Here is a 17514-nt window from a genome sequence, read left to right on the forward strand (position 1 = left end):
CGATTTTGCGCCTACACGGTTTGAAACGACGGTTTCCTGATATGTCCCTTCACTCGATCACAACCTTCACCGTGCGCGACGCGACCGGGGCGAGCGCCAGCCGCGCCTGAATGCGATGTCTGCCGGGCGTCATCGGCCAGAACACGGTCTCGTTCGCCTGCGCCGTGGCGAAAGGTTCGCCGTCGATCGTCCAGACGATCTGCGCATCTGCGCCTGTTGGCGCGAGCTTCAATGCGAGTCGGTTGAAGCGCTCGGGCTGCTCCGGGTTTCGCCAGATATGCGTGTTGTGCTCCGGCGTCGCGATGACGAGCGGCGCGGCGCCTGTCGCCTGAGAGTCCGGCGCGGTCGCCATGCTCCGGCCCTGTGCAGGACTCCCATCGTAGGTCGCAGCCTCTCGCGTCTCCGCTGGCTTCACCCATTCACGCAGCGTCTGCGCGCAGTCGGCGCCGCCGTCGGCGCGACAGAGATCGATGGCGATGCGTCCCGGCGGCGGCGCGAATGTTTCCGGCGCGATGTCTCCGGGCTTGGCGTCATGCAGCTTTGCGAGCACGGCGTGGGCGAGCCGCGCCGCCGATGAAACGCCCGTCATCGAGCGCATTGGGCCAGCATCGCCGCGCCCGAGCCACACGCCGACGATAAATCTATGCGAAAAGGCGATCGTCCAGGCGTCGCGATAGGCTTGCGACGTGCCGGTCTTCACGGCGACCGCGAACGGATATTCGAGCGGCCCGTAGCGTGGAAAAGAGGGAAGGCGCGCCTGCGGGTCGGAGAGCATCGAGGCGATCAGCCGCGCGCTGTCGACCGACAATACGCGCCGCGCCGGACGTCGTGCGTCGTCGCGGGTGAACGCAAGTTCGCGCATGATCCCGTCGTCGGCGAGCGCGGCATAGGCGCGCATCACATCCTCGAGCCGCGCCGGAAGCGCGCCGATCGCCATGGAAATCCCGAAACTCTCCGCCGGCGTTTCGAAATCGTGCAGGCCGAGGTCGCGCAGGAAATTGAAATTCGCCTCAAGCCCGACGCGCCGCAGCAGATTCGTCGCCGGCACATTGCGGGAATTGGCCAGCGCCTGACGCGGCGTCAGCGGTCCAAGATAGAGTCCGTCGGCGTTCGATACGCCCGACGCGCCTTCGGGAATATCGTTCAAAAGATCCGTCGTTTTGAGCACGCCGCGCTCGAACGCCAGCGCATAGATGAAGGGCTTCAATGTCGAGCCGGGAGAACGCCGCACGCGGGTAAAGTCGAAGGCCCCCGCCTGCGGATCATTATAGTCGGAAGAGCCGACATCAGCGATGACGGCGTTGGATGCGCGCTCAACGACCATCACCGCGACCTGCCGGGCGCCGCGGCGGCGGAAATTCGAAAGATAGCGGCGCGCAAGATGCAGAACGTCTCGTTCGACCGCCAAATCGATCGTCGCATTGATGCGTCGGTCATTGTCCGCGACGGTGCGCGCCAGGCCCTCGCGCGCGAGCGCTTCGTAACGCAATGCGAGATGCAGAGTTTCGGGACGACGCTTGGCGTCGAGCGGACGCATATGATCGAGTTCCGCCCGCGCCAGCGCCGCCTGCGCGGCGCCGATGGCGCCTTCTTCTTCGAGCCGCGCGACAGCGTGACGCGCGCGCGCCGTCGCCAGTGCCAGACCGCTCTCGCGGGAGATGTTCATCCGGCCCGGCGACTGTGGAATGGCGGCGAGCAGCGCCGCCTGCGCCCAGGAAAGATCCTCGACCGGCTTGTCGAAATAAAAGCGCGCGGCATGGGCGACGCCATGGCCGTTCAATCCGTAAGGCGCGAGGCGCAGATAATGCGCCAGCGTCGCCTCATGTCCGTTGCGCGCGACGATGGCGATCGCCGTCGCCGCCTGCATCAGCTTTTCGGCGAATGAGCGCGGCCTCTCGCCTTGCATGCGCGCGACCTGCATGGCGATCGTCGAGGCGCCTTCGCGTCTGCCGCGCGTCGTCAGATTGCGCCACGCGGCGCGCAGCAGCGCGCGCATGTCAACGCCGGGATGATCGTAAAAGCGGCCGTCTTCGAGAGCGAGCGTCGCGCGCGCCATGCGCTGCGGAATTGAGGCGAGGGGCCAATAGCCGTAATCGACGCGCGGGGTTTTGGTCGTAGGATCGCGCGTCTTGTCGCCGATCTGCGTGAGAAAGGCTCCGTTGCGATCGTAGACGATGGCGCTGGCGCGCGGAGAAATAAGCTCGGCGCGCGACAGCGCCTCATGCGAGAGCCAGGCGGCGCATAAAATTAATGACATCACAGGCAGAGCTATTGCAAGGCGCGCGAACCCTCTCCCTCTGGGAGAGGGTGGCTGCGGAGCAGCCGGGTGAGGGGTTACGATATTTGCTGTCATACGGTTGCGTCGAACCTGCGCAGATTGTTTCCCCTCACCCGACCCCGCTTCGCGGGGCCACCCTCTCCCCAGGGGAGAGGGTTACGCGCGCGCTTCTCAAACAGGAGACGGTTGCGTGCGTAACTCCCACAATCAAAGAGCGTTACGCGCGCCTATTTCCCAATCTCCACCCGCGCGCCGGCGCTCGTCGCGCGAAGGCCCTTCTTATACATCGCTGCGACATGCGCCGGCGGCTGCGTATAGGCGCCCGCCGTCTGCGCGCGCAGGCGAAAGGCGAAGCGATAGGTTCCCTTCGGCAGCGAATCGTAAGCGTAGAACACGCGGTCGTCTCCGAAGGAGACCCATGTCGGTTGCAGCGTCGGCGCAATTGAGGGCTGCGCCTCGGCGGGCGCCGTGGCGAGATTGGGATTGAGCGGCTCGAAGCCCGCCGCGAGCGGGATCGAAATCGCGATATGCGTGCGATCCTCGGGATTGACCACTTCCGCGGTCTCTTCGATAAGGTCGCCCTGCTTCACCTGCAGGACGCCATCGCGAACTTCGATCTTTTCAGGGGGCTTGCCGCTTTCGATGCGCCAGCCCTGCCGCGTGATCGTAAAGCCGTCGCTCGTCGCCTGCGCCTTTGCGCCCGGCTCCGCCGGCATATAGCTTGTCTCGATCATCGCGACGAGCGGCGCGTTGGAGCCGTTGGCGATCTTCAGCGGCGCGTCGCTGCTGGAGACATGGCGCACGATCGGCGTATTGGCGTCGAGCGTCAGCGCGCGATCCTGTCCGCCATCATTGAAGGTCACGCCGATTGGCGCGGTCGGCCGCCGCCACCCCTCGGCCAGCGCTTCGATCGCGGCGGCGTCGGCGTTGGTCGTGCCCCAGCCGTCGCCTTCGCCAAGCCGCAGCAGCGCGTCGCGCAGCGCATTGGCGCGCGGATCACCCGAGGCGGTGAGCGCCGCGGCGCGCACCATTTCGGCGAGACTGCGTGTTTCGGATGGCAGAATGATCGGCGAGGCGCTCTCCGCCGCCTGTCCCGCATAGACCTGCACGCCATTGCGGCTGGCGAATTTCACGCGGCTCCACATCGTATCGATCAGCGCCGCGAGCGCGCGCTGATCGACATTGGGGAGAAGCGCGGCGGCGGACGCCATCTGCGCGACGCTGAGATTGGGCAGGAAGTCGGCGCGCCGCGAAAATTCCGCGACATAGGAGTCGTCAAGCTTGCCGCCTTCGGCGAGCGCCGCGAGCGCTTCGACGCGCTCGCGCAATTCGTCGCCCGAAAGCAGTCGCGGATAGTCCGAGCGCAGCGACAATTTCAGGATATTGGCGAGACGATCCAGAAGCGTCTTGTCGATCGGCTCTCCGGCGCGTTCAGCCCGCGCAAGGAAATCATAAGACCAGGCGGTCAGTGAGACATTGCCGCGCGCCCGCGGCCAGAAGGCGACGAGCCCGTCGGCGTCGATCGACTGGTCGATGATCTGCGCCGTCGATTTCACATTGGCGGAGACGCGATCTTCGAGCCCCGCCGCCGCGAGAATTGGCCCGAAGCTCTTCAGCGCCAGCCCGCCGCGCGCGAGGGACAGCCGTTGCTCGGTGCAGCCATAGGGATATTCGACGAGCGCATTCAATCCGGCGACGAGCCTTACGAGCGAGGGGTCGGCGGCGACGATCGCTTCGCGCGAGAAACTTCCCGGTCGCGCCTGCTCGCCACTGGGAGCAAGCGTCTTCGTTTCGCCGGGCGCAATCTCGATCAATTCGAAGCGGCGCGTCGCGTCGCGATCCTCTTTCACCGGCAGAGCGATTTCGACCGCGTCTTTCGCGCGGTCGGCGTCGCGCTCGATGCGGAAGCCGAGCGTCGCGTCGCCGGCGAGTTGCGCCGGAGCCGCGGCGCGCAGATCGATGCGCACTGGTCTATTCTGCGCCCATTCGATTTTGCGGCTTGTCTCGCCCGAGAGCGTCAGCGCCGGCGCCGCGATCGAGGCCTTGCCGGCGCCGCTGGGTCCTTCGACGATCCGCGCGACAAGGCCGATATCGAAGGAATCGCCCGGCCGAATGAAGCGCGGCAGCGCCGGCTGCGCGACGAGCGCCTGACGGATCAAAATTTCGCCGCCCGCGGCGCCGAAACGATCCGGCCCGCTCACCGCCTTGGCGCGCAGCTTGAACACGGTCAGCGTATCGGGAAGCTGCACCTTGATTTTGGCGACGCCATCGGGGCCGATCTTCACGCTCGGCAGATAGATCGGCACGGGCGTGAAATTCTTGCGCACGGAAATATTGTTCTCAGCGCCCCATTCCTGCAGTTCGTCGCCGTCGCCGCCGGCGATCTCTTCGAGCGGAATGACGCCGAACGCCATGTTACGCGTATCGCGCGCCGCCATCTTGGTTTCGCGCTCAACGATGAAATCGGGCAGCGGATCGAGCGAGCGCTCCTTGGCGAGCGATAGCACCGCCTGATCGACCATCCAGAAAGTCGCTTCGCCTGAGAGCGGCTTGCCGGCGTCGTCGGAAAGCCGCAGCGCGACCTCGATCGCATCGCCCGGCCGCGCCTTGGCCGGATGTTCGATCTTCACATTGACGATGTTCTTGACCGGCGTCACCTCGATCCATTTCGTCGCTGCGATGGTGACAGGCTTGCCTTGGTCGAAACTCGCCGTCGGCTGCGGCGGCGCATCCTTCAGCCGCCCGCGCATGATCAGAAAATGCGCGGCGAGCTTTGGCGTCTGCTCCTTTTTGACGGGCAGCGCGTAGCGGCCGAAGCCATTGGCGATGTCGACGAATTCATAGTCGTAGACGCCGCTCGGCTGTTCGACGATGGCGAGCGCGCGCGCATTCTGGAATGGCGACTGGATGATCAGCGTCGCGACCTCGCCCGGCGCATATTTGTCCTTGTCGGTCGTGATCGTCGCGGATTCGGCGGGCGGCCGCGCGAAGGTGACAGGCGTTTCGCCGCCGACGAAGAAGTCGACGCTCACCTGCTGCCGGCGCTTGAGCCTGTCATAGGCCTCGAGCTGCACGACATAGACGCCGGCGTCGCGCGTCGCCAATTCGACTTTCTGCGCCTCCTTGGCGCTCGTCACCTTGCGTTCGATGAGAACGTCGTCCTGCGTCTGCGTGACATATTTCGCCGCGCCCTGGGCGAAGTCGGACGCCTGCAGCGTCGAAATCCAGTTGCGTTTGATGAGCCGCAACGTCATCTCGAGACCGACGACCGCGTCGCCCTTGCCATCAATGGCGATGAGCTCCGGCGTCACGGCGCCGGGACGCTCCACATAGCGGGGCGTCTTCACGCCGAGCACGAAGGGCGGCAGCGCGACGACGTTCTGCACATTGCGCACTTCGATGCCGTCGTCGCCCGTCACCGTCGCTTCGATGGAGTAGCGGCGCGGCTGCGCCGTCGGCTCGATCGCGGTGTCGAAGGTCATGCGGGCGGCGCCGCCGGCGTCGGTGCGTTGATCGCGCTCGAGCACGGCGGTCGATTTGAACTTGCCGTCGCCGGAGAAGCGCGCGTCGGTCGAAAAGAGAAAGCCTTCGCGGCCTGGCGGCGTGAAGACATGCGGAAATTGCGCGGCCCGCCATTTTATGGGGCGCTCCGCCGCAAGTCCGCCAGCGAAATAACGGGCAAGGAGGTCGACGTCGAAGGTCCCGTCGAGCGCAACGGTCTGCGGCGCATTGAGCACGACCTCAAACGTCGGCAGTCGATAGGCTTCTTTCTTGAACGTGAACTGGCCGCAGGAAACGTCCTGAGCGGGCTCGGCCGCTTCGCTCTCTCCCTCGGCGGCTTCCTCCGCTTCGGTCTTCTGCGCTTCGGCCTTCTTCGACTTTTTCGGCGCATCCGGCTCGAACCGCGCCGAATAGTCGCCGGTCGCCTGAGTTTGCGCGTCGAACTTGTGATAGAAGCCGCCGGCTGCGTCGAGCTTCACCGGAACGCGCCATTCCTGATTGGCCGGTCCTGTCACGACAAGCGTTCCGCCGGTCTTCGTCAGGCTCAGCGCGCCGCCGCGATAGCTGCGCACGAAACCCTTGATGTGCGCGAATTCTTCCGGCCGATAAATCGGCCGCTCCGAGAAGAGATGGCAGAGCGTTCGCGGCTTTTCGGCGCGCGGCTGGTCGGCCTCGCTCGTCCAGGCGAGCCATTCCGATTCCGGCTTTGACCAGATTTCCCGCGAATATTCCGATGGCGCGCTGTTGGGATCGATGACCAGCGTGTCGAGCCCCTTGTTCGCGACGATGCGGCGCGCTTCGCCGCCGCCGCGCTTGTCGGGCGTCCAGGAAAAGAAGCCCGAAGCGTCGGTGGTTCCGCTCGCGAGCGTGACGAATTTTTCGTCCTTGATCCCTTCGACGCGGATTTGCGCGCCGCTCACGGGCTGCGTCGTCGACAGCGAAGTGACGGCGAAGCGCACCCGCGTCGGCTCTTCGATGGCCGAGAGCGAGAGATCGGTGATCTGCACGCGCAGCCAGCGGCGCTTGTCGTCATCGACCGCGCGCAGGCCGACGAGATAGGTTCCCGGTTGATCGCGGCCGCTGACTTTGGTGAAATCCTCCTTAAGGTCGACGCCGAATTTCGCGTCGGGGCCATTGCGGCGGATCGGCAGATCCACGAGTCGCGACACCGCGGGAGATCCAAGCGATTTGATGCGCTGCTTGATCGCCTCAGCCTCGATGTTTGCGGTCTCGCTCCACAACTTCGGCTCGTTGCCGGGCAGGGGCGGCGCGTCGGAATCGCTCGTCTCGACGCCATGCGCCGGGAAGGGAAAGAAGTCGCGTGACAGCGGATCGATGGCGTGGATGCGGACGTCGGCGCGGTCATAGCCGCGTCCCCGCAGCGGCAGAAGCTGCGGGCCAAAACGCTCGGCGACGCCATAGCCCGCGTCCCATTGCAGCGCCGGCGCGTCGCGGGTGAAGGCGAAGCGCTGCGAGAACGCGCTCTTCAGCGCGCGTCCTTGCGAGTCTTTCAGCGTACCTTCGGCGATCGAGAGTTCGTAAATCTGGTCCGACAGGAATTTCGCGACCATGCGCAGTCGCCTGCCGTCGGTTTCGACGGCAAGATCGTCGACCGGCGGCGTGATGCGCAGCGCCTCGCGCGCGCGCAGAATGTCGAACGTCTGCGGCGTCGCATTGAAAGAGAGCGTGAGCTGCCGCTTGCTCGCCGGCGCATAGGGGATGGCGGCGGCGTCGCCTTCCTCGTCGCCGCTCTCTGGCGACATGAGATAGGATGCGCAACGCAACACGTTTTCGGCGCGGTCGTCGCTCCAGCCGCGGCCGCAGCTCGCCTCCGTCGCCGCGAAGGGCGGCGCGGTGCGCAGCCGCAATTCATAGGTCTGGTCGTCGAGTCCGGCTTCGTCGGAAAGCCGCAGCCGCAGGATGGCGACGCGGCCGTCGGATATCCGTTCACGGAAACGGATGACGTAGGTCTGCTCCTCGGCGCGCTCGCCCCGCTCCAGGGCTCGGATCTCATAGGCCGAAGCGCTGAGCATTTGTCCGCCCTGCGGCGAGACGCCAGGCGAGGGACGAATTTCGATGGTCAGCAGGCGCGTCAGCGCAGCGACGTCGACCGGCTCGGCGAAGGTGAGCGCGATCTGCGTGAGTTCGAGCTGCGGATCGGCGCCCTCGGCGGGATTGGTGGAACGCGGCGTCGGCAGCAGCGCGACGAGTCTGGACTCCACAGCGCCGAGTTTCACGTCGACGCGCGACAGCGGCTTCCAGGCGTCGGCGGGACGAAACTGCAGCGCGCGCGGACCGAGCCAGCGCCATTCGCCGGCAGGCTGCGGGGTCATCGTCACATATTTTTGCGGCGTGTCTTCCGCTCTGCCGGCCTTGGGTCCCGTGTCGCTCGGAAAAAAGACCGTCACCGGATCATAAGCGCGCAAAAACCGATCCGGCGCGACGCGCGCGCCGTCAGCGCGTTGCGCGCGGTCGAAGATAGGCGGGGTTTCGGCGCGCAGCGGCGCTGCGGCGCCAAGAAACGCGCCAAGAAATGCGCAAAGAGAGAGAAGCAGAAGTTTTTTCATCGCCGCGCCTTTCGAAGTCATTGCGCCTTGCTTTTCCTCATGCCGGCCTTGTCGAGCAGCTCCGCGACGATCTCCGCCGGCGGCGCGTTCACGGGCGGGGACAGCCCGACGATCGCGACGCGGACCGTCGTCGCCGGCGCGTCGGCGGGCGTGCGCGCCTCGATAAAATATCGGCCGGGCGAAAGCGTCATCGTTTGCGCGACGCCTTCGCCGAGCGTCTTGCCTTGCGCATCCATGAGCCGTGCGCTGACTCGGTCGGGCTCCGCGCGCACGCCGAGTCCGATGTTGCGCGCTTCCTTCGCCTCGAAGCTGAAGAGCGCGCTTGCGCCGGGCGAAACCGCCACCGCGTCGTTGACGCCTTCATGCGCCTCGACGACGGGCTGCGTTGAAATATCGAGCGCGCCGGACAGCGCGCCTTCATAGGGCGCGTAAACATCGAGCGTCGCGTCTCCCGGCGTCATGTAGCGATGGAGATCGACGCCATTCGCGAAAGCGAGCGTCTCCCGCCTGCCATTCTGCGTGAAACCGACGATCGCCGGCGCGCCGCCCGTCGCTCTCAACAGCGCGGGCTTATCGCTCTTGATCGCGAAGCGCATCGCCGCGCCCTCTAACGTTACGCGCTGCGGCGGATTGAGCGCGCGCGCCGAGGCTGCGGGCCAGGGCGAGGCGCCGGCGCGCTCGATCCAAAAGGCGACGAGTCCGGGTCCATGGTCAATGATCGCTTCGCCCGCGCCGTCGAGCGCGATATTGTCGTCGCGCGTGATCCGGCCGCTGTTCGCAATGACCGTCGCCTGCGCGCCGCTGACGATCAGCCTGTCATTCTTCTCAGCGTCGATCGGCAGCGACATCTGGCCGGCCGAAGGGAAGAAGCGCGTGAATGCGCGCGCTGCGTCGAGTCGTCTGTTCTCGCCCGGCTCGCGCGCGATGCGCGCCGGCAGCGGCGTTTGCGTCATGTTGACGAGAAGCACGCGCGATTTGACGCCGTGCAGAATCCGCGACGTGGCGGCGCCGTCGTTAAAGACGACGCGCGGCTGCGCAACGGCGGCAAGCCCGCCGGCGAGGTCGAGCGCGAGCGGCCCGGCGGCGTCATCCATGTCGACAGGCTGCGCGCTCATCGGCGCGATGATCCCCGAAAACAGCGCGCCGCCCTTCATCGCCGGCCGCGTCTCGACATCGATCGCGCTCAGCGCGACGCGCATCGGCGCGACTCCTTCAGCATTCCAAATTTCGAGCGGAGCGTCGCCAGCGAGCGTGAGCGCCGCGCCCTTCGCCACGCCGACGCCGCGGCCGCCGTCGAGCGCCGGCTGCGCGAAGGCGGACCGCGCGAGCCACAGCCGCAACTTGCCGGCGGCTGGCGCGAGCGGAACGAGATGAGCGCGTTCCCCTTCGCCGATGTCGAGCGAAATCTCGGCGCCCTTCCAGTCGAAAGCGGCGACGCCGACCCGGGAGGCGCAGTCACCACGCCCCATCAGCCACAGTTCTTGCGCTTGCGGCGCGAGCGGTCCGGAGCGCGCCGCGCGCAATAATGTCCCCGCAGTCGAGCCGGCGGCGATATTCTCCTGCGTCGCCAGCGTCACGAGGGCCGCGTCGGGCGTTGCAACCTTGGCGACGCAGACTCCGGCGACGCCGTCGACCGGATCAAGCGCGATTTCGCCCAGTCGTCGCGAACGCCGTTCGACAGCGCGCGCGGCGAGCGTAATCGGCGCGTCACCGCCGCCGATCGCCCAGACGACCGCGCGCATTTCGCCGTCGCCGGCCGCGGGCCAGGCCGCCACGGGCGCGCGCCCGCGCTCGACGCCGATCGCGCGCCATTGGCCGCCAGCGTCGCGCCGTTCGATTGAGATGGCGACATCGGCTTCGGAGCGCGCCGCAATGAGCGCGAGACTCGCCGAGGGAGCAGGCGGCAGAGAAAGGATATGCGCGCCGGCGCCATTCAGCGTCTTCTCGCCCGAGAGCGTCAAGGCGCCGTCATTCATCTCCTCAAGAAGCGACAAGCGAAGCTCGACGCCGCTGATCGGCGCTTCTTCATTTTCCGCGACCTGTTCTTCATTCGAGGATTCTTCGGTTTCTTCGCTCGGCTCTTGCTGAGCTTCCGCAGGGGCGCGCGGCTCAGCGCCAAGTGGTTCGAGTGCGAGCCGGTAGTCGCCGGCGGGCAGTCGCCGCGACAACGCGACGTTCCAATCATCGGCGCGCGGCTGCAGGCGCTCGATCACGTCGCCCCTATCGTCTTTCAGCACGCCGATCGTTTCGATATCCCCGAAGCTCGAAAGATCGACGACGCTGTCCTTCGCCAGCGCGAAATCAACGTGCGTCGGTGGCTGAACCGCGCGCCGCGCATCGGGCTGCAATTCTTTCGAGTCGAGCGAAATCTCGTAGTCGAGACGGTCGTCATGCGCGAGGCTTCGCGCCTCGATCCGATAATCTCCTGCCGATAGTTTCGACTTGAATGGCCTCCCTGCGACGACTTTGCCGATGCCTTCCTTCTCGCTCCTAAAAATCTCGCCGACCATGCCTTCGCCGATCGACAGATCGATCTTTGCATCGCCATAGAGCGCGAAGCGCCAGACATCGGGCGTGCGCGGCGCGTCGCGCGCCTGCGGCTCGCGCCATTGCAGTTTCTGCGCTTTGCCGAAGGGCAAGGCATGCGGACCATGGCCTTCGAGCGTCTTTGCGGCGACGACGGGAGTGAGTCGCGCCACCATGCGCGCTTCGACGTCCCTCGGCATGACGACCAGCCGATAGGCGCCTTTCTCGAACCGCCGCGTCAAGCGCTGCATTTCGCCTGGCGCCGCGAGCGGCCAGCCGTCGGCGTCCTCCAATCTCGCGCGCCATTTCTGCTTCAGGCCGAGAAGCTCGATGCGATATTCGCCCTCGCGCGTGATCTCGATCGGCACGATGGCGCCCTTGCCGGAATCGAGCGTCGCGCGCGCGATTCCTGCATCGACAAGCTTCGCCGTCGGCGCGAGAGTTGCAGGAGATACGGCAAGGCCGAGATGGCCGGCGGAGTCCTTCGCGGTGACAGCCGCGCGATAGGCGCCGGCGCGCAGAAAGGCCGTCACCAGCGCATTGTCGCCGGGTCCATTCGCGTCGCCTTCGCCAAGCCGCGGCGAAACATTCGCGCCGACCCGCAGCGCGGTCTTCATGCGCCCCAGCGTTTCGACCCGGTAAAGCCCGCCTTGCGCGACGTCGAAGCGCAGACGCCTCGTTTCGTCGCGCGCAAGATCGAAGAAGGCCGGGCGCGCGACGGCGGCGGAAAGCGCGGTTGGCGCGGGCTTGCCGGGCTCCTCGGACTTGGCCGGCGTCGATTCGGGAACGAAGATGAGGCCCAGCGCGCGCGGTTTTTCCGCGGCCGCGATCTTTAATGTCGCCAGACGCTGCGCGTTCTCTTCCGTTGGATCGCCGAACGTCAGCGCGACATCGGCGCCATGCCAATCGCGCGCAATCGCCTTGCCGGTTTTGGGAAGCCGCACCGGCAGCGCGACGTCCTTGCCTGCATCCTGCCAGAGCGCCAATGGCGCCTTGTCGAGTTCAACGGGAAGCGCGACGACGCGCGGCCCGGTTAGGAGTTGCGGCGCGACATTCATCAGGATGAGATAGGAGCCGTCCCTTTCGAGAGTCTGCGTCCCGAAGGAAATTGTTGGGCGCGAAGGCGCCGCCGCAGGCGCTGATACAGAGAGCCCGGGCGGGCCGAGCGTCACGTCGATAACGCCGGCTGAGTCGCCCTTCGGCTCGAGCTTGAGAAAATAATAGCCCGCCTGGAGATCGTAGCGCGCCGGGTTCTTTCCGTCTGCGCGCGGCGCCAGCGCGCCAAGCGCCGGTTCAATCGAAGCGTCGACCTTGACGCCTTTCGCATCAATCGCGACGAGCCCATCGCGCGTCGCCTCGAAGAGAATCGACGTCGGCCCGAACAGGTTGAATTTTCCGCGCCACGCTTTTCCGGCGCCGATGCGCGGCGCGTCCGAGGCGATCACCCGCGTCTTGCCGTCTTTCTCTATGCGCGCGAGAAGCGCCGTGGCAGGGGCTTCGTCGCCGCCGTCGCCAGCCAGATCGACGCCGACAAGATGCGGTCCAGACGCTTCGAATGTTTCGCGATCCGATTGGCGCAGCCCACGCAGCGTGAACGCCTGACCCTCGTAGCCGGAGACTTCAAGACGCGCGTTTGTCTTGCCGTCGGACGCGAGCCTTACGTTTGCCGAGGGCGTACGGCTGTTCTTCGAGATCGTCGCAATCTCTTTCGATTCATTGCGCCGCGCTTCAAGCCGCGCCGGCGTCGTTTGCGCGAGGTCGAGACGGAAAGCGTCATAGCTTGCCGGCGCGTCGAAACGCTCGGCGCCGAAGGGACCGATCACGCCCTCGGCGACGCCCGCCGCGAGCAGCGCCGGCTCTTCGAGCCGCAGCAAGAAGGGCTGCGCCGCATCGCCTTGCGCCCAGACCAGCTTCTCGCCGCCATAGGCGGTGACGACATAGCGGCCCGGCTCCAGCGCGCCCTCAACACGCAGCCGATTCATCGCGCGGCCCGGCTTTGTTTCGACCGTCTCCTGCTCGAAGGCGAGATCGACGAGTTCGCCGTCGCTACGCCAGACGCGCAGGTCGCTGAGCGCCCGGCCGATCGCTTCAAGGCGCACGCGACCCTCGGCGCCGACGTCGAAGGAATAGGAGCGTTGCTGCAGGTCGCCGAGTTCACCGCTTTGGACGCGCCCTGGCGCGAGCGTCGGCTTCGACGGGCTGGATTCGACGAACGGCCGCGCGGAGAGCGCGGCCTTGCCGCTCGCGCCTTTCACGCCGAAAACCCGGAGCTTGTAGACGCCCTTATCGAGCAACGCGTCGATGCGTCCGTCGCGCAAGCCGGGCGCGCCGCTTGAGTCGAGCGGGCCGGCGATCATGTCGACGAGTTCGATGCGCGCGCCGGAGGGACTTTTTGCACGAATCGAATAGCGGCCTGGCGCCGGCGCGGCGATGAGGCTCGCGCCGTCGCGATCCGCCGCCAACTCGCCTGGCGTAATGCTAATCGAGCTTGGCTTGGCTCTTGTCTCGGCGATTGCGTTCTGCGTGGCGCGCCACAACGGCTGCGCAAAATACGCCGCAAAGGCGGCGACAAGAGAAAACGCGATCCGCCGCATGAGCGCACCGTAAGCCAGCGGCGGACTTGCCAGAAAGGCCGCGCCGCCGCTGGAGTCGAGCATAGGCCGCGCGCCGCGCCTGAGTCGAGAGCCACGCGCCTCTCGTTGCGCCGACGATTCGTCCATGCCGCTGTCCCACGCTCTTGTTTGGCCGACGCCATTTGGAGCCGGCGCGAATATCTTTTAGGCTAGGTTCTGCGTCTGGGGTTTGCGCGAGCGCACATCAAAACCAGGGAAGTCGGCATGCGTCGGTCGCTATTTGCCTTTGTGCTTTTCGGCGCGCTCTCCTGCGGTCAGCAGGCGGCGGCGATAAAGCTGACGCTCGCCTACCCGGCGGTGCTGCGCGCCGGTCCAGAGGAGAATTACGCGGCGATCACGACCGCGCCGGCGGGGACGGAGATCAAAATCTTGCGCGACGATCCAAGCTGGACGCGCATCGCCATCGACAAGAGGCGTTTTTTCGTCGCGACCCTAGAGCTTGTGTTCATGTCGTCTAGGGTCACCGAGACGTCCGGCTGCGATTTCGGCTATCCCTATTCGGGCAGCAGCCAATATTTCGCCTCGCCGTTAGCGGAGTTGCGCCACAGCTGGCCGCTTGGCGACCTGCTCGGCTATCATAACCGCTTTCCCTGCTAGATCACAGGCTCTCGCCGGCGCGGGCCAGTTCGACTTGTGGCGACCGCGTTCCCGTATCCTCGAACTTCGCCCGATAGACGACGAAATTCTCCATCACCCGCTGCACGTAATTGCGCGTTTCGGTGATCGGAATCAGCTCGACCCAGTCGATCGGATCGACATTGGGCTTGCGTGGATCGCCATAGGCGTCGATCCATTGCTTCACCCGACCGCCGCCAGCGTTGTAGGCGGCGAAGGTGAGGAGATAGGCCCCCCGATATTCGCCGAGCAGAATGCCGAGGTGCGCCGCGCCGAGCTGGGCGTTGAAGGGCGGGTCGCTCAGCATCCGCGACATGTCGAAGCTGACGCCGCGCATATAGGCGGTGTGCCGCGCCGTCGAGGCGATCATCTGCATCAGGCCCATGGCGCCGGCGGAGGAGACAGCCTTGGGATCGAAGGCGCTTTCCTGGCGTGCGACGGCGAAGACCATCGAACGGGACGCGGAGCCTGGAAGCGCGTTGAAGTCCGGAACGCCATAGGCGGGAAAGGCGACGTCGTCGAGCGCGATTCCTCTATAGGAGGCGGCCTTGCCGTAAATCAGCGAGAGTTTCGCGTCGCCCTGGCGCGCAATGACTTCTCCGAGCGCCGCAACCTGCGACTCGTCCTGCAAGTATTTTGCGCTGTCGAGCGCAAGCGGCGCCGCGACCTGCTTCTCGCCCACGGCGAACAGCAGCTCCGCAACGCGAACCGCTTCGGCTCGGCTGTCGTCGGAGGCGGCTGTCGGTGGCCGGCGAAGCGGGCGCTCGTCGGCGCCGAGGCGGGAATTGGCGAGCTGCCCGTAGAACGTCGTCGAATGCGTGGCCGCCTGGAGATAGAAATTGCGCGCTTTGGAGTCATCCTCGGCGTGCGCGGTTTCCGCAGCGCGTCCCAGCCAATAATACGCGCGAGACTTTTGCAGCGGAGTCTCGGCGACCTGTGCGAGCCGCGTGAAATGGCGCTCGGCCTTGATCGGGTCGTTCAAGAACCGCAGAGCAATCCAGCCGGCGTTGAATTCGGCGTCGACCTTGTTGCTGGTCTTGGCGGCGGCATGATCCGCGCAAAGCTTGTATGCGGTCTGCGGATCTCCCTGGTCGAGAAGCTTGCGGGCGACGATGCGCCGCTCCTCCCACCAGGCGTCGCCGTCGACGACCTGCTCGATGTCGCGCGGCGCATTGCGCAGCAGCGCGCCCGCTTCAACGAATTTCTTGTCCTTGCGCAGTTTGTGCACGCGTCCGTAAAGCAATCCGGGATCGCTCTGCACAGACGCCGGCAAAGCGGCCGCCAGCTTATCGACGCCGGAAATGCGCGCGCGAGCGAGCAGCGTGACGTCCTTGCCGGCGAGCTCGGCGCTGCGCAAAGCCAGCGTATTCTTTCCGGCATAGAGCAGACGATCGGCGCGGAACTTGTGATCGGCCGGCGTCAGAAACTCGCCGAGCTCCTTATTGAAGACCGTGTCGAACCCCTGTCCGATATCGTCGTTGCGCCAAGCGTCGCGCGCCAGCGCCGCCGCCGATTCGAAATCGCCTTCGCGTGCGATCGCCCGCGCCAGGGCATATTTGCCAAAGCCGGTGAGCGGCTTGTTGTCCGCGAACCAGGCCAGCACGCTCTTGTCGGCGTGGCGCTCGGCGACGAGCGCCTGCTCGGCGCGACGGCGCAACCAGTCGCCGGCGGGCCAGTCCGGGTGAGCCGCAAGGAAGTCGGCGATGCGCCTGAACCCGGCTTCGCGGGGATGCAGCCGAAGGCCAGTCCATCGCGCGGCGTCGGCAAGCGGCGTACGGAGCCGCGACGCGGCGTCGTCGCCTTGAGCGAAATCTCCGGACCTGTATGCAGCGATCGCCTGAGTGAAAACCTCCGCGTCGTCTCCTAGCAGGGCGGCGGCGGGATCAGCGGCCACCTCGCCGTTGAGCCAGTCCTGCGCAGGGGCATAGGCGACGATCGGCGAGAGTGCGCCTTCATCGGCGGCAAAGAGCGAGTTTTCGAGAGGATGCGCCGCCTCGTCGTCAGCGTGTTTGCGGTCGACGAACTCGTGCACAGCCTCCTGCAACGTGCCGACCCGCGAGCGCCAAGCGCCGAGACTGAAAGGAATCGATGGCGTCCAGCGCCAGGAGGACTTGCGCTTCGCCTCTCCGTCGCCAAGACGGTCAAGGCCGGTGAAAGCTGGCGCGGCGATCACGAGGGCGGCGATGCCGACCGTAAGTTTGAACCGTGTCGCGACGCGTCGAGGCAACATCATCATCGCGTTTCCCTACCGGTGTAAGAAAGCTGCGCTCATTTGGTTTACGAAGGGTCAACTTCGCGCGCCGGCTGTCTTCGAGCTCTGGCGTCTCCCATTATAGCGTTGGGCTTTATAGCACAGCGTGGGGCTTTCCTCGACGCAGCCCAACGGCTATGAAGGGCGATCAATCTTAGCGACGCGATTACGGCGGCTCTGAGGCGTAGGGAAAGCTTTGATTCTATGAGCGTAAAGCCGATTTTTCATGGGTCGATGACGGCCCTGGTCACGCCGTTTTCCCATGGAGAGGTCGATTATGACGCACTGCGCGCGCTGATCGATTGGCAGATTGAAAATGGAACGCACGGCCTCGTTCCCGTCGGCACGACGGGCGAGAGCCCGACGCTGAGCCACGAGGAGCATGGGCGGGTCATCACCGAGACGATCCGCGCCGCGCGCGGGCGGGCGCCGGTCGTCGCCGGCGCGGGCTCGAACAATACCCGCGAGGCGATCGCCATCGCCGGCCATGCGGAACGCGCCGGCGCCGACGGGCTCCTCATCGTCACGCCCTACTATAATAAGCCTAACCAGGAAGGGCTTTATCTGCACTTCAAGGCGATCAACGACGCCGTCTCTATTCCCATCATCATCTACAATATCCCGCCGCGCTCGGTCATCGACATGAGCGTCGAGACCATGAAGCGCTGCGCCGAGTTGAAGAATGTCGTCGGCGTGAAAGACGCGACCGGCAACATCGGCCGCATTTCGCTCCAACGTGAGGCGATGGGGCCGGAGTTCATCCAGCTTTCGGGCGACGATCTCACGGCGCTCGCCTGCATGGCGGCGGGCGCGCATGGCTGTATCTCGGTCGTCGCCAACATCGCGCCGCGGCTTTGCGCCGATTTGCAGAACGCCTGTCTCGCCGGCGACTACGCCAAAGCGCTGGAGATCCAGGATAGGCTGACGCCGCTGCATGTCGCGACCTTTCTTGAGGCCGGCGTCACGGGCGCGAAATACGGGTTGTCGCTTCTCGGCAAGGCTGAAGAAGAGGTGCGTCTTCCTCTGGTGCCGTGCACGCAACCGACTAAGGATCGCATACGCGCGGCGATGATCCACGCCGGCGTGCTCCCCGCCTAAGGCGCCAGATTCGCGTCTCACCTTTGTCGAGACGCTTTGAGGAAA

The 17514-nt window shown here is 65.8% G+C and carries 6 protein-coding genes; 2 read left to right on the plus strand and 4 right to left on the minus strand.

From position 1 onward, the window contains the following. Positions 1 to 49: 49 nt before the first annotated feature. The 3 genes from ACR65W_RS03610 to ACR65W_RS03620 all read right to left on the minus strand — a co-directional run bounded on the left by ACR65W_RS03610 (position 50) and on the right by ACR65W_RS03620 (position 13529). Positions 50 to 2257 (minus strand): transglycosylase domain-containing protein, encoded by a 2208-nt coding sequence (locus ACR65W_RS03610; RefSeq protein WP_434498407.1) that lies wholly within the window; start codon positions 2255 to 2257, stop codon positions 50 to 52. A 248-nt stretch (positions 2258 to 2505) separates the two neighbouring features. After that, positions 2506 to 8346: an alpha-2-macroglobulin gene (locus ACR65W_RS03615; RefSeq protein WP_434498406.1), complete on the minus strand. Its 5841-nt coding sequence runs from the start codon at positions 8344 to 8346 to the stop codon at positions 2506 to 2508. A 17-nt stretch (positions 8347 to 8363) separates the two neighbouring features. Further along, entirely contained in the window at positions 8364 to 13529 is a 5166-nt protein-coding gene (locus ACR65W_RS03620) for a hypothetical protein (protein WP_434498405.1), read from the minus strand. 180 nt (positions 13530 to 13709) lie between these two features. Here ACR65W_RS03620 and ACR65W_RS03625 point away from each other — a divergent pair, with 180 nt between their 5' ends. Continuing rightward, a complete protein-coding gene (locus tag ACR65W_RS03625) occupies positions 13710 to 14102 on the plus strand; it encodes an SH3 domain-containing protein (protein ID WP_434498404.1) in 393 nt (130 codons plus the stop codon). Position 14103: 1 nt separating this feature from the next. Here the strand turns inward: ACR65W_RS03625 and ACR65W_RS03630 are convergent, their stop codons facing one another. Continuing rightward, positions 14104 to 16356: a lytic transglycosylase domain-containing protein gene (locus ACR65W_RS03630; protein WP_434498403.1), complete on the minus strand. Its 2253-nt coding sequence runs from the start codon at positions 16354 to 16356 to the stop codon at positions 14104 to 14106. 219 nt (positions 16357 to 16575) lie between these two features. Between ACR65W_RS03630 and dapA the strand changes: the two genes are divergently transcribed. After that, the gene (gene dapA, locus ACR65W_RS03635; protein WP_434498402.1) at positions 16576 to 17469 is read left to right on the plus strand and encodes a 4-hydroxy-tetrahydrodipicolinate synthase; all 894 of its coding nucleotides are present in this window, start codon (positions 16576 to 16578) and stop codon (positions 17467 to 17469) included. Positions 17470 to 17514: the final 45 nt, after the last annotated feature.

It is taken from the genome of Methylocystis sp. (assembly GCF_051062815.1).
Taxonomy (GTDB): Bacteria; Pseudomonadota; Alphaproteobacteria; order Rhizobiales; family Beijerinckiaceae; genus Methylocystis.